Genomic DNA, 14,251 nt, shown 5'->3' with positions numbered 1-14,251 from the left:
GCCTTACCTCATCATTGAACGGGGTTGGTTTTGCTCAGCCAGGCGAGCAGGGCCTGGTGGAATTTCGCCGGTTCTTCCATTTGCGGCGCGTGGCCCAGGCCGGGGAATTCAACCAGCGTCGACTGAGGGATCAATTTCGCCACTTGCTTGCCGAGTACGTCGTAGTGACCGATTTTCGCCTTGACCTCGGGTGAGGCAAGGCCTTTGTTGATGGCCGTGGTATCGGCGGTGCCGATCAGCAACAGCGTCGGGACTTTCAAGTCCTTGAACTCGTAGTACACCGGCTGGGTGAAGATCATGTCGTAGATCAGCGCCGAATTCCACGCCACCTGGGTTTTGCCCGGGCCTTTGGCCAGGCCTGCGTACATGTCCACCCAACGGTCATATTCGGGTTTCCAGCGGCCATCGTAATAGGTGCTGAGTTGGTAGTCGCGGATGCCTTCGGCGTTGACCTTCAGCTCGCGTTCATACCATTGATCAACGGTCAGATAGGGCACGCCGACGGCTTTCCAGTCTTCCAGGCCGATGGGATTGACCATCGCCAGTTGCTCGACTTGATCGGGGTATTGCAGCGCATAGCGCGTGGCGAGCATGCCGCCGGTGGAATGCCCGAGCAGACTGGCCTTCTGGATGCCGAGGGCCTTGAGCAGTTGCTGGGTGTTGGCCGCCAGTTGCTGGAAGGTGTACTGGTAATGGTCCGGTTTGCTGGAGGTACAGAAACCGATCTGGTCCGGGGCGATGACCCGGTAACCGGCGTCGCTCAGGGCCTTGATCGAGGTTTCCCAGGTCGCGCCGCAGAAATTCTTGCCGTGCATCAACACCACGCTGCGCCCGTTGGCCTTGCCGTGGGCGGCGACGTCCATGTAACCCATTTGCAGGGATTTGCCCTGGGACTCGAAGGCAAAATGCTTGACCGTGTAGGGATACTCAAAGCCTTGCAGCTCGGGGCCATATTCCGGGCCTTCGGCATGAGCGAGAAGGGGCAGTGCCGCGGTCAGCAACACGCCGGATAGCCTGCGGGTGAGGGTGGCGGACATAGTTGAAGCTCCATAGGAAAGCCGCCGATGCTGGATCGGCATGATTAGGGCGACATTAAACACAGGCAATCGCGATGAAGGATCGTTCAACCCATCCAGCCTAAAGTCGCCAGGGCCAGCACGCCATAACGGGCGCCTTTGGCGAGGGTCACGATCAGCAGGAATCGCCCCAGCGGCTCGCGCATCACACCGGCCACCAGCGTCAGCGGATCACCGATAACGGGCACCCAACTCAGCAGCAGCGACCAATGACCATAGCGCTGATAATGATGTCGCGCTTTTTCCAGATGAGGTGGGCTGACCGGAAACCAGCGCCGGTCGCGGAACCGTTCGATGCCGCGTCCCAGCCACCAGTTCAGCAGCGAGCCCAGGACATTGCCCAGGGTCGCGACCGCCAATAGCGACCAGAGCCAGTAACGATCGCTGAGCAACAACCCCACCAGCACTGCCTCGGATTGCATGGGCAGCAGGCTTGCCGCCCCGAATGCCGCGAAGAACAGCCCGATGTACGCACCGAACATCAATGGGCGGGGTAATCCGCCACGACCATCTCAGTGCCGTCCCTTTTCAGGCCGATCACCTGATAGGCATCGCTCATGCCGTCCATTTCCATCCCGGGCGAACCCATTGGCATGCCCGGCGCCGCAACGCCCGCCAGATCGTTGCGCTTGCTCAAGGCCAGCACCTGATCGGCAGGCACATGCCCTTCAACAAATTTGCCGTTGATCAAGCCAGTGTGGCACGACGCCAGACGCGGAGGCACGCCGTGCTTCTGCTTGAACTCACTCATGTTGGCTTCGACGTGATCCTCGACCTTGAAGCCGTTGGCTTCCAGATGGCTGATCCATTTTTTGCAGCAACCGCAGTTGGCGTCGCGGTGAACTTCGATCGGGATCAGGTCGGCGGCCTGGGTCAGGGAGGAAAGAAACAGGGCGCTCAGGGCGACCAGTCGCAGGTGGGTTCGCATAAGTATCTCGTCTCGAGTTGCGGCCAAAAAAACGCATTCTGACCATTTTCAGAGGCCAGGCATTCAAGGAGTGTTTCGAAGTAATACAAAAATGGGCAGCTTGATCATCCTAGATCAAAGCTGTCAGTCAGATGAGGTGCACATTACAAGATTGTCAGCTTGGCCGCTGAGTGCCGGGGCCAGCACTCAGGGTAGGGAGGGGTTAGCGAACCTTGAACCGCCCCATAATCGAGCTCACGCGACTGTTGGCTTCCAACAGTTGTTGCGTATTGAGCTCGCTGGCCTGACCGCTTTTTACCAGTTCGTCGACCATGTGGCGAATCTGCACCATGCTGCGGTTGATCTCTTCGGTCACTGCGCTTTGTTGTTCGGCGGCGGTGGCGATTTGGGTGCTGAGGCTGTTGATGTGGCTGACCGAGCCGGCCATTTCATCCAGACCGGTGTTGACCCGTGCCGTGGCATCGGCGGCGGACTGGCAGCTGGCCTGGGTGTTCTCCATGGCGCTCACCGACGAACTTACGCCTTGGGTCAGGCGGAGCAGCATTTCGTTGATTTCCGAGGTGCTGGCCTGGGTGCGAGCGGCGAGGGCGCGGACTTCATCGGCCACTACCGCAAAACCGCGACCTTGTTCACCCGCGCGAGCTGCTTCGATGGCGGCATTGAGCGCCAGCAGGTTGGTTTGCCCGGCAATGGCGCCGATTACCCCAAGGATCTCGGCGATGCGCTGGGCGTCTTGCTGCATGCTTTCGACCTTGTGAGTGGCGCTGGCCACTTCGCTAATCAGCGCGGTCACGCTGCTGGAGGCTAACCCCACCACGACCCGGGAACGGTCGGCGTTTTCATTGGCGCGTTGGGTGAAAGCGGCGGTTTCGGCGGCGTTTTGCGCGACGCTTTCGGCGGTGGAACTCATCTCGGTGATGGCGGTGACGGTCTGGTCGGTTTCCGAAGCGTGGCGCACCAGAATCTGGCTGGTGTGGGCCGAGGTGCGCTGCAGGTTGTCCAGGCTTGAGGCCATGGCGCCGGTGGCCTGGGTGACTTCGCCGATCATGTTCTGCAAGTAGGCGATGAAGCCGTTGACCGAGTGGCCGATGGCGCCCAGTTCGTCTTCGGCGCGAATGGTAATGCGTTTGGTCAGGTCGGCGTCACCGGTCGACAACGCATCGATGTTGGCCTTCAGGGCTTTCATGCGCTGGATCAGTTGGCGGATGGCGTAGATCTGCAGCAACACCAGCAGGATCACCATCGGGATTTGCAGCAGGCTCAGTGTGCTGAGCACATCGTCGCGCTGGGCGGTGATCATCTTGGTGGGCAGGGCGGTGGCGAGGAACCACGGCGTGCCTTCGATCGGACGCATGAAGAAGGTGCTGGCTTCGCCGTTGTTGTCGAATTCGATCCGTTGGGACTGGTCACGGTTTTGCAGACTGGCTTTCACCTGACTGGCGAACGCTGAGTTGCCGGCCAGTTCACTGATGTTCTTCAGCACGATCGGCCCGCTTATACGCGAGCTGTTGCTGATGATCTTGCCATCGGCTTCGACGATCAGCATTTCGGCGCCGAGGTCTTTTTCCTTGCGTGCCACCAAGTCATTGAAGAAGCCGAGGGTCACGTCGATGGTCGACACACCGTACGCTGCGCCATTTTTCTGGATAGCCATGGCGCAGTTGGTGCGTGGCTCGGCGCTGGCGTCATCTTTATAGGCTGCCGCCCAGGCACATTGGCCGCGCGGGGTCTGCATGCCGCCCTTGTACCAGGTCTGGTCGTAATAGTTGGGCGCGGCGTCGCTGTTCCAGAACGTGTTGACCGCCAGTTTGCCCGAGGTATCGCGGTGCCAGAACGTGCTGAACTTGTTGCGCCCGGCTTCACGCTGACCGGGCAGTGGCCAGATCCCGCCGCCGAATACCTTCAGTTCACCGTACTGATCGACTAGCCCCGGCAGCACTACGTCGATGGCGGCGCTGTCCAGCAGAGGAATGGTTTGGGTGATGCTGCGCTGTTGCGACTGAACTTTATTCAATTCGCCCTGGATTTGCTCGGCAACTTCGGCGATCCGGTTGAGTGCCACTTGTTCTTCGGTGTGACGCAGTTTCGGCGCCACCAACTGGCTGATGCCGACCACTGTCAGAATGAACAACAGCAGGATGAACAGGACCAGAAACAGCGTGTAGCGAGCCTGAATGGTACGAAATGCGGGCATGGAGCCGGTCCTTTTAGCAGCGACTTAGGTGGGTATCGGTATGAAATTTGGCGCTTCGAAGGAGCTATCGGCCCGCAAAAGCCGAGCTTTAGGTACGATCGTGCTAAAACCGGGTCGGGTGACGGACGGCGGGTGTTGGCAGTGGGGATACACATAAAAAGGCCCGCTCGAACCATCGAGCGGGCCTTTTTCAGAAACGTTCAGACCGCTGAACAAGGGCTACCGATGCTGGTAGTAACGCGGCCCGCCATCGTCGTAATGGTGGCCGCCGTGCCAGCCGCCGTGGGGAAAAATGATGCAGCCGCTCAGGGAAAGAATGGCCAGCAGGGGAATCAGCAGTGTGATTCGACGCAACATTGGAAAATCCTCATGGTTATCGCCGCTATGAAGCCAAAACTCTTCATCGGCTGTAACATGAGACCCCGCTTGCAGCGCTCCATCTCCAGAAAACGGTAGGGGCTTGGCATGCAACCGGATACAAAGCGGATACATTTTTCAGGTTCAGGAATTCGTAATGACCCAGTCGCAACGTTTGAAATACTCGATTCTGATCGCACTGGTGGTGCTGGGGATCATGTTTGGCCTTACTTATCTGCAGAACGCCGGCGTCATCAGCGAAAAACAGTTCCAGTACATCGCCATTGGCGTGGCGGTGATCGTGGTGGTGATCAATGGCGTGATGCGTCGCAAGGTCAAGCCCTGAGCGACGCTACCAGGCGTGATTATTCGTGGTGAAGCACGGCGGCAGCCTGTGGATGCAGGCTGTAGCTCTTGTCCGGGTTCAGAGTAATAACGCCTTCGACGCACAAGCGTTTCAACACTTCGCGCACACTGAGAAAGGACAGGGGAATATCCAGGTCCAGCAAGTAGCTGTGCACGCCGCGCACACCCAGGCTGCGGTCGCTATTGGCGGCGGACAGCAAGGCGTCGATGACTTTCAGGCGAATCAGACTGGTGCGCAGGCCGAAGCTCTTGAGCAGCAATCTGATCCGCTCGTTGCCGTGGCGCTCGGTCCGTTGATCGAAAACGCCGGAGCCCATGGAAGAGCTCTTTGGCGCAGTGCTACCGTCCGTTGGCAGTTGCGAGTTGTACATGCAAAAACTCCTTTTCCGAGCCTGATCAGGAAAAAATGGGTGCTCTCATTCAATAAGACGGATGAGCTCGGCAAATCATGAAGACTCAAATGTAGAAATTTTGTCGCCATCGCGTGAGCAACCCGTGAGACACCGCAAAAGCGCGCCTCAACCCTGATGCCAGTCAGTCAAGTTTTTGAACATCGCCATCCTTGTGGGAGCGGGCTTGCTCGCGAAGGCGGTGTGGCAGTCAATATTGATGCTGAATGTAATGCCCTTTTCGCGAGCAAGCCCGCTCCCACAGGTTCGTCGCCTTAACGGACTGGCATTACCCTCCAACCCCCTAAATTTTTGTTGTTTGCTTCGTTCTTATGGGGAGGCACATTGCGTGTATACGCAGGGTGTGACCTTCGTTTTTTCGATCAGGAGCGAGCGTGATTATTTCCAGGCAGTTAACCCGGTTGAGCCTTGCAGGCGTGTTGATGGGCTTGAGTCTTGCGGCAAACGCGCGCAGCCAGCCAGAGCAGGCGACTGCCGATATCCGCCGGACCAGCTTCGGCGTGCCGCATATTCGTGCCGAAAACGAACGCGGGCTCGGCTACGGAATCGGCTATGCCTACGCTCAGGACAACCTGTGCCTGCTGGCCAATGAAATCACCACGGTGAACGGCGAACGTTCACGGTACTTCGGCCCGGATCAATTCACCGTCGAAGAGCGTGAAAACCTGGTCAGCGACCTGTTCTTCAACTGGCTAAACACGCCGCAGGCGGTTTCCGCATTCTGGCAGGCGCAAACTCCGCAAGTACGCGATTTGGTTGAAGGTTATGTGGCGGGCTATAACCGTTCGCTGACCGAGCAGCGCACCCAGGGTTTGCCGCAACAATGCCAGGGCGAATGGGTGCGCGAAATTACCGCGTTGGATCTGGTCAAGTTGACCCGTCGATTGCTGGTCGAAGGCGGCGTCGGTCAGTTTGCCGAAGCGTTGGCCGGCGCCACGCCGCCCCAAGCCGTCGCACAGTTGGCCAGCGATCAGTCATCATTCCTGGGCGCCGCTTCGCGCATGCAGCGTTTTGCCCTGGATCGCGGCAGCAATGCGGTGGCGGTCGGCAGTGAGCGCTCCTTCAATGGCCGCGGCATGTTGCTGGCCAACCCGCATTTCCCATGGGTAGGCGGGATGCGTTTCTACCAGATGCACCTGACCATTCCCGGCAAGCTGGACGTGATGGGCGCTGCATTACCGGGCCTGCCGATGATCAATATCGGTTTCAACCAGCACCTGGCCTGGACCCACACCGTGGACTCGTCCAAGCATTTCACCTTGTATCGCCTGCAACTCGATCCCAAGGATGCGACCCGTTACCTGCTCGACGGCAAATCCTTGCCGATGAAAAAGCAGACTGTGACGGTGAATGTGAAACAGGCGGATGGGCAGAGCAAAGCGGTTTCCCATGTGGTCTATAGCTCGCAATTCGGCCCGATCGTGCAGTGGCCCGGTAAACTCGACTGGGACAACCAGTTCGCCTACAGCCTGCGCGATGCCAATCTGGATAACGACCGGGTGCTGCAGCAGTGGTACGCCATGAACCAGGCCACCAGCCTCAAGGATTTTCAGGCATCGGTGCACAAGATCCAGGGGATTCCGTGGGTCAACACCCTGGCGGCAGACGATCAGGGGCAGACGCTCTACATGAACCTCTCGGTGGTGCCGAACGTCAATGCTGACAAACTGGCCAAGTGCAGCGACCCGCGGGCCGGTTTGCAGATGATCGTGCTTGACGGCTCCAACAGCGCGTGCGCGTGGGACATCGACCCGAAGGCCGCGCAAAAAGGTATTTACGCGGCCGATAAACTGCCGCAACTGTTGCGCAAAGACTTCGTGCAGCACTCCAACGATTCAGCGTGGATGGCCAACCCGGCGCAACCGCTGACTGGTTTCTCGCCGTTGATCAGCCAGGACAGCCAGCCATTGGGGCTGCGCTCGCGTTTTGCACTGGATCGTCTGAATACGCTGAACAAAGCCGGCCCGATTGCGGCGGCGGATCTGCAACACATGGTGATGGACGACCAGGTCTATCAGGCGGCTCAAGTCATGCCGGACCTGCTGCAATTCTGCGAGGCGGGCCTTGGTTCAGATGCGCCAGCGCTCACGCCGTTGTGTGCCAGCCTCAAGGCCTGGGACCGCAGTGCAAATCTGGACAGTGGCCTCGGGTTTGTGCATTTCCAGACGGTCATGGAGTTGTTGCAGGAAACCCCGGACATCTGGCGCGTGGCGTTCGATCCGAAAGATCCGCAACACACCCCGCGTGGTCTGGCGGTTGAGCGTGCGCAAGTCGCCAAAGCCGTGCGTGAGGCGATGCTGGCTTCGGCAGAGCAGGTCGATAAGGCCGGGCTCAAGGCTGACAGTCGCTGGGGCGATATTCAGGTGGTCAGCAGCGGCGGTCAGCAGACGCCGATTCACGGCGGGCCGGGCACTTTGGGGGTTTATAACGCCATTCAAAGTGTGCCGAGAACCGACGGCAAGCGCGAAGTGGTCAGTGGCACCAGCTATTTGCAAGTGGTGACTTTCGATGACAAGGGTCCACAAGCCCAAGGCTTGCTGGCGTTTTCACTGTCCAGTGACCCCACCTCGAAATACTCCCGGGACCAGACACTGGCATTTTCGAAGAAGCAGTTGAGTGTGTTGCCGTTTACCGAGCAGCAAATCACCGCCGATCCGCAGTACCAGGTTCAGACGATCCGCGAGCAGGATGAAAAAGCGGGGAAAGTGGCCGCACAGTAACGCGACTGACACTTGAATGAAAAATGAAGGCCGCACCCCGAAAGGGTCGCGGCCTTCAGCTTTTTGGCGGTTGTTGCGGAATGGAATTGAGGACCGGATTGCCGTGCTTGTTGCGGGTCAGGTAGATCGGCAGCACTTTGGGCAGGGACGACACCAGGCTGTTGAGTTCCTTGATGTTGTAGATGCCACCGATGCGGATCGAGCCAGTGCTGTTGTCGGCGACCATCAGCGGTTTGTTCAAGTAACGATTGATCAATGGCAGGGCTTCGGATAGCGCCAGATCATCCAGCACCAGTTTGCCGCTGCGCCACGCCAATGAGTTGTCATTGTCGTAGGTCTGACTGATCCGGGGAATGAAGTCGCCGCGACCATAGCTCGCCTGCATCGAAGGCCCGAGACGTAAACCATCACCCGAAAGGTCATCGTTGCTGCTCACTAGCACCGAACCTTCAATCAGGTTCACTCGCACCTGATCTTCATACATCCATACGTTGAATTTGGTGCCGGTCACCCGAATGCTGCCGTCTGCCGCTTTGACGATGAACGGGTGGCGCGTGTCGTGGCTGACGCTGAAGAAGGCTTCGCCTTTTTTCAGTGTGATCCGACGCTGATCCTTGTAGTTGCTGTACGTCAGCTCACTGCCCAGGTTCAGTTCCACCTGACTGCCATCGCTCAGGGTGACGTGACGGACATTGTCGGTCGCTTCAATGTGTTGATAGGAATTGGGCAGCCAACCGAGGTTCCAGCCGCCGTAGGCCGCCAGTGGCAAGGCCAGGGCGCACACGGCGGCGGCGATGCCGAAGGTGCGCCACGGCGTGGTCGGTTTGGCGCGAACCATCGGCACCACGGTGTCGGGACGTGGCAGGTCACCCGCGACTTCCCAGATCTCCAGCATCGCCTCGTACTCGAATGCGTGAAGTGGATGGGCGTTAAACCATTGCTCGAACGCCAGCCGCTCCTCTACGGTGCAATCGTTGGCGTGCAGTCGCATGCACCAGTGCGCAGCCGCATCGGTAATGGCATCGTATTGGGCTTGCGAGAGAGATTGGTCTGTCATTGACTCATCCTGATTTCCTACATTCTAAACCTTGGGGCCAGTCCGCGAGAACAACCGTCATGGCAATTACCCATCAAAGTCGAACTTTTTTCACTACAAGACCTTAAATAACAGGTGGCGGGTCCAGTTGTCGGCCCATTTCACAAATCAGAAACGCGATCGAATCGGCATTGCACAAAATGATGTCGATTCTCGTCTCCGGGCTATGAGGGCTCAAAAAGGCATCCCGTGCTTCATCAATTGTCGGGCTGCCCGTTATCTTCAGGATGGTTTCACCCACATGAAGCACGCCTGGAATCGAGTCCAGACTGATCCAGGACTGTAATGCGTTGTTCCAGCGGGCGAACAGCTCCTCCCTCGGGGTCGCCAGGGACAAGGCCTCTCGTTGGAAATCGATCTGGGTGCGCTTCATGGCTCGACCATAACCGGTTATTGGCGTGATCAGGTCGCTGAAGGGGCGCCTCGCCTCAAGGGGCGCAATATCCACTGCTTTTGTATAAATGTGAGCGAACTCGTGAATCAGGGTGGCAGCCTGGCTGTGGCCGTCGACATTGAAGGGTTCAGTCAGACAGGACTTGTACCAATCGAGATGCTGGTCGAAAAACTTCTCCGTGAAATGCACATTTTTCTGTAGATCATCTTCCACCACAAAAGCGATCAAGTCGGCTTGCGGGTATTTGTTCGAACCGACGACGAAGTGGTCGGTGTTCATCAAATCTTCGTCGGGATCCACCAGCGCGGTGCAAATGGGGACGATGGCCTGTTTGATTTTGTCGAGCAGGCCGGTGTCGACGCTGCTGACATCAAAAAAAAACTTGAGGAAGGTATCCAGTCGCGTACCGGGGACGAGGCGCCTGAGCTGCGCCAGATTATGCAAACTGTTGAAGGCGTAATAGCGCGCCATGTCGATGGCTTGCACGATCTTGCGTGCTTTTTCCGGATGGAGGATGCGGATGTCTGTCATGCCTCGCGCTTCGATGTTCAGTACGTGGCCAACCTCGCGGTCGGTCACATATTGATTGTGCATTTTCGACAGGGCTTTGCCGTAGTGCACGGTGTGCGCGTCCGGGTCGATCGCCATTTGCTTGCCCGGCGTTTGCAGTAGAGAGGGGCCACTCTGTCGGGCATTGAGGATTTGCCAGACGACACCGGGTTTGACGACTCGGTAGACCTTCCCGGCAATGGGGGCGTAACGATGCCTGCTGACTGAGTCGAAGTAGGTGCCATTGACCCGATCCTTGATCAGATCTTTCAATGCCACGGTCGACACTTCGAAGGGCTGCAACGATGTGCGTGCGGGCGCCGTCGGTTGCACTTGCGACCACTGCGGGTCTGCCACGGGGCTTGCAACAGGCAGCGTATCGTCATCCACCTGCACCGTGCCCGCCGAGGTCTGCACCGAAAACCGGCCCATCGTCACCATTTGCGCAGCACCGGCAATGAAATCCTGTAATGCCTGTTTCCAGTGGTGATCCTGCAGCGCTTCAGCGGAGTCCTTGAAGTCCTCGTAGCTTTGCCACAAAAACTGCATATAGGCGAGTTTGCCCGGCAACAGTCCCGAGATCGGTTTGATGCCAGAGCTGAACAGATGTTTGACGGCTTCCCAGTCCGACTGGCGGGTGCTGTCGGACTGACTTCCGAGCAGCCAACCTATCAGGTTGATGTTGTCGCTGAACCACCTGGCAAGCAGGTTGCCATCGATGGATGCGGACGCGAAGGTGATCTCGCTCTGATGCCCGACGGTGCTCTTGAACAGGTTGAGGAACACTGGCTGCTGATCCTCGGGCACGCGTCGAAGAATCAGCTCCTGGAGGGGCCCCGGCACGTTGATCGCTGCGGCGACGCTTGCCTCGTTCTCGAATTCCGTGAATACGGAACCAGCGTGGTAAGGCGCATACAGGATGTGCGGCCCGTCCTGCCCGACACCCGGGCCGATCAGGTACAGGCCCAGGGTTTTAACGGCTGCGGCACCGGCCGTCTTGATCAGCTCAAGCGGCCGGACGAGGGCGTTAGCGCCTTTCATAGCACCCCGGGCGATGGCATCTGGCATGTCCAGAACCTGCCAGATCAAATCGAATGCAGCGGGGGAAAGACGCTGCTGCAGTTTCAGCGCGTGGGCATGTTGCAACAACTGCCAGGGGAGTTGCTGAACAAAACGCAGCTTGCGTATGGCGGCATCGGCACGGGTGCTCGATAGGGTGTCAGTCATCTGTTTTCCAAAGCCCTGCTGGATATTCAGTGACAGTAGAAGCTGGCGGACTGCGTCCTGATTCAGACCGTCCGGAAGGGCGTGCGTGGTGGTCGAGGCGACTTGAAATCCCGTGCCTTGGGCAATGTTGATGTGGTTCAAGGCAAAATCGGTGAGGGTTCGGGAGGGGCCGGCCAATGCCAGGTTGGGCGTGATTTCGATCTGGTCGGGATCTATACGTGTTCCAGGGAATCGAGCCTTCAACAAGGCTTCCAGGGTTTGGCGAACATAACTGACCAGCGTTTGCATTCCGTGCAGGTAGTCTTTGTCGTCGCTGGCGCTGTGGCGGTATTGCTCCAGCAACTCGATGTGCAACTGCTGTTCCGCAACCGGGGCCATACCCAGCCAGGCCGGTAAGGATTGCTGTCGGGAGATTGCCTGCGCAATCAGCGTGGCTTTTCGCAAATGGGTGTCGATAACGGTCTTTGTCAGTTTTTTTAGTGCTTTGTCTTTTTTCATGGCGCTCAGCGCCTGCGAGCGCACGTGTTCGCACACGGCCAGAAAGCGGTCGACGGATGTTTGCGTAAGGTGCAAAAGGACGTTGCCTTCAATCAATCGCAACGACCTGAGCGAGTAGCGCTGATGGACTTTGTGCTGGGCAGGGGTGAGGTTCTCCAACAGCCGCAGTCGTTTGTGAGGATCAAGCAGGCGCCGATTCAGTTCCTGCCTTGCGCTGCTGACCGAATCAAAGACTTCCAGCCCCGCTGCGGGTGTACACAAAATCGCGCGCCCGGAATGCTGAATATCGAGCCCGCCACGCTCGGTCAGCAGGACGCAACTGGCCAACGACAGCCCTTCATTTTGACCGGAACACTCAAGGATCAGCGAGTAAGCGTCGGGCCGGAAACCATTGAGACTGAGGCGGCTTTTGCGATCCGGCTGGTCCGGATTGAACACCGTATCAACGATGGCTCGATCGGTATCTCGTAGCGTTGTGTCGAGCACCCGCAGGCTGGCTTCCCCGCGTACACCGACGGAAAGGGCATGGGCCAGTTGGGGCTCCATTTTCGCCAGATAGATCTGTTGCTTTGCCAGTGCGTCGACAGGTTGGGCGGCGAAGTCCGCGCTGATCAGCGTCTCGATTTCGCTGAAGGTCTTTACATAGTTAGCGGCAGTGTCAGCCCGGACCATGGAAGGTTGCTGGATACCTGACAATACCGGGCGGGTACTCCAGCGCCCATGGGCATCCAGCGTCAGCATTCGCTCGCTGATCATCGAGCGAATATCCAGCGCTTTGTCGAACAAGGCATGGATGTTCACGGTACCGTCGCTGAGGCGGAAAACCTGCAGGGCATATTCCATGTTTTGCAGTTGTTTGGTGATGATTGCCTCGAACAGCGTTTTGAATATCGAGCCGGAAATCATTTCCCCGGAGACATGCGGCTGATCGAACCCGATGAAGCGGTTACGTTCGTCCAGACTCAGAAGGCCGTAGAGTTCGTCCTCGTGGCCAGCCGCGCTGAATTTGCTCAGCAGGGTGGCTTTCAGGTCTTGATAATCCTTCAAAACCTGAAGACCTTGAGTGGGAGTGTAGAGATAGGCGTTGGCGTGGCTGATCATCAGTGAACCGGCCAGTTCCACGTCGTTGGCCTGGTATTCCCAAAGACGCACGGTCTCCAGCGTAGGGCTGCGTGTAGTGCCTGGCGTGGGTTGAATCATTTGCTGCAAGGTTTGGCTTTGTTCTGGGCTGATGATCTTCGCTTCGCGCTTGATGAGGACATCGGCTCGCGCCTGTTCACGGATGGCCCGGCGGAAAAACTCGCGACGCGATGCACCGTCTGCCGTCGCCGTGTCCCAGTAGTGCTCCAGTTTTGCGCAAAGCAGGGTGATCAGTTTGCTGGACGCAGTCTTGACTGCGGCGTCCCAGTGTTGCTGATCGGTGCTGGCCGGCGTTCTTTTCGGATGGGTGAATTCATGGAACTGCCCGGCGGGCCATCGTTGATGGCGGTAGTACGAGAGCACGGCGTCCTTCAATGACATCGAACTGATCAAGCGCCGTATCGACCCATTTTCCTGGTCGTCGTTATCGGCCGCAGTCGCGGAGTAGAAATTGACATGGGTCTTGCTTTGATCCAGGCCTGGAAACGGCGATTGCAGTAGTTCATCGAGCACGGTATCGAGCAGCGAGGCGAGGGTCGGCAGCGCTGTTAATTCGTCGAGCATGGCCTGATGGTTCATGCGCTGATTGTTGGTGATTGCGGTGCTTTGGTCCTCGAACACGTCACCCTCGATGACCTCGAAGGTCACTCGAAGGTTGCCACTGGCTGCCACCGTTTTGCGTTGAGACAGCGACATGAACGCCAGCAAGTCATCATCCTCGGTGGCGCTGTTCAGCGTGCTTTCGAGTTGCCTGCTCAAGGCTGAGCGGCTGTCGAACTTCTTTATGCCGCCATAGGGCGTGTAGAGAATCACACCGTTGTCATCCGGCGTAACGCCCAGCACGAAGCTGCCGGCCAAGGGGATGGACTCCAGCCCTTGGGCTGTGAGCAGGATTTTTTCGGCGAGCATCGGCGGGGTTTGTTGACCGCGTAATGTCTGGGTGGCCAGCTCAATGTGACTGAACCATTCGAAATCCTTGCGCGTCAGCCCATGGGTTTTGCCGAGCTCATTCCAGTGGCCGCGAGACTGCAGGGCCTGGGGGAAAAGCAGTGGAGCGGGAGGTGTAGGCATCGTCGAGTCTCTTTCGAGGCGCAGGTGGATGCGCGCCTGTGGATTGAGTCTCAAGGTTAAAAAATGCCGGACGGTCGAAGGTGGTAGATAGTTATTGCACGGCTGATGAAAGATTGTGCAAATCTGCAAGGCGTTGATTCTTGATGCGAGGCGCTCTGGCCACATCAAAAAGTTGACAGGGGACTCGCCTCCCGTTGTTAATCGGCTGGTCTTCGTACGCTGTTG

General features: G+C 58.0%; 9 protein-coding genes and 2 pseudogenes. 2 read left to right on the top strand and 9 right to left on the bottom strand.

Going from position 1 to position 14,251, the window contains the following annotated elements; translation table 11 throughout:
- Positions 1–11 precede the first annotated feature (11 nt).
- From ACA055_RS16045 to ACA055_RS16020, 6 genes and pseudogenes are all read right to left on the bottom strand, one after another.
- Positions 12–1,037 carry an alpha/beta fold hydrolase gene (locus ACA055_RS16045; protein ID WP_497679536.1) on the bottom strand — a complete coding sequence of 342 codons (1,026 nt, stop codon included), beginning with the start codon at positions 1,035–1,037 and terminating at the stop codon, positions 12–14.
- An 86-nt stretch (positions 1,038–1,123) separates the two neighbouring features.
- Complete coding sequence (locus ACA055_RS16040; RefSeq protein WP_497679535.1) at positions 1,124–1,558, bottom strand: YqaA family protein; 435 nt, start codon at positions 1,556–1,558, stop codon at positions 1,124–1,126.
- A complete protein-coding gene (locus ACA055_RS16035; RefSeq protein ID WP_497679534.1) occupies positions 1,558–2,004 on the bottom strand; it encodes a DUF411 domain-containing protein in 447 nt (148 codons plus the stop codon). The genes ACA055_RS16040 and ACA055_RS16035 overlap by 1 nt, the downstream gene beginning before the upstream one ends.
- A gap of 202 nt (positions 2,005–2,206) precedes the next feature.
- A pseudogene (locus tag ACA055_RS16030) lies at positions 2,207–2,725 on the bottom strand (methyl-accepting chemotaxis protein); the annotation flags it as partial.
- A 342-nt stretch (positions 2,726–3,067) separates the two neighbouring features.
- Positions 3,068–4,198, bottom strand: a pseudogene (locus ACA055_RS16025) (HAMP domain-containing protein); the annotation flags it as partial.
- Between the two features lie 219 nt (positions 4,199–4,417).
- Entirely contained in the window at positions 4,418–4,555 is a 138-nt protein-coding gene (locus tag ACA055_RS16020) for a hypothetical protein (protein WP_497679533.1), read from the bottom strand.
- Positions 4,556–4,712: 157 nt separating this feature from the next.
- On the opposite strand from ACA055_RS16020, the gene ACA055_RS16015 reads away from it, so the two are divergent.
- Entirely contained in the window at positions 4,713–4,901 is a 189-nt protein-coding gene (locus ACA055_RS16015) for a hypothetical protein (protein WP_497679532.1), read from the top strand.
- Positions 4,902–4,920: 19 nt separating this feature from the next.
- Here ACA055_RS16015 and ACA055_RS16010 read toward each other — a convergent pair whose 3' ends face one another.
- Positions 4,921–5,292, bottom strand: coding sequence for a fe2+ zn2+ uptake regulation protein (locus ACA055_RS16010; RefSeq protein ID WP_497679531.1), 372 nt, complete (start codon positions 5,290–5,292; stop codon positions 4,921–4,923).
- Between the two features lie 413 nt (positions 5,293–5,705).
- Between ACA055_RS16010 and pvdQ the strand changes: the two genes are divergently transcribed.
- On the top strand, positions 5,706–8,051 hold the full coding sequence (gene pvdQ, locus ACA055_RS16005) for a bifunctional acylase PvdQ (RefSeq protein ID WP_497679530.1): 2,346 nt from the start codon (positions 5,706–5,708) through the stop codon (positions 8,049–8,051).
- Between the two features lie 55 nt (positions 8,052–8,106).
- Here pvdQ and ACA055_RS16000 read toward each other — a convergent pair whose 3' ends face one another.
- Together ACA055_RS16000 and ACA055_RS15995 are read right to left on the bottom strand one after the other, a co-directional pair.
- Complete coding sequence (locus ACA055_RS16000; RefSeq protein ID WP_497679529.1) at positions 8,107–9,108, bottom strand: FecR family protein; 1,002 nt, start codon at positions 9,106–9,108, stop codon at positions 8,107–8,109.
- Positions 9,109–9,211: 103 nt separating this feature from the next.
- Positions 9,212–14,026, bottom strand: coding sequence for a dermonecrotic toxin domain-containing protein (locus tag ACA055_RS15995; protein WP_497679528.1), 4,815 nt, complete (start codon positions 14,024–14,026; stop codon positions 9,212–9,214).
- Positions 14,027–14,251: the final 225 nt, after the last annotated feature.

It is taken from the genome of Pseudomonas sp. LBUM1657, from assembly GCF_059716075.1.
This window is presented reverse-complemented; position numbering and strand designations above follow the sequence as displayed.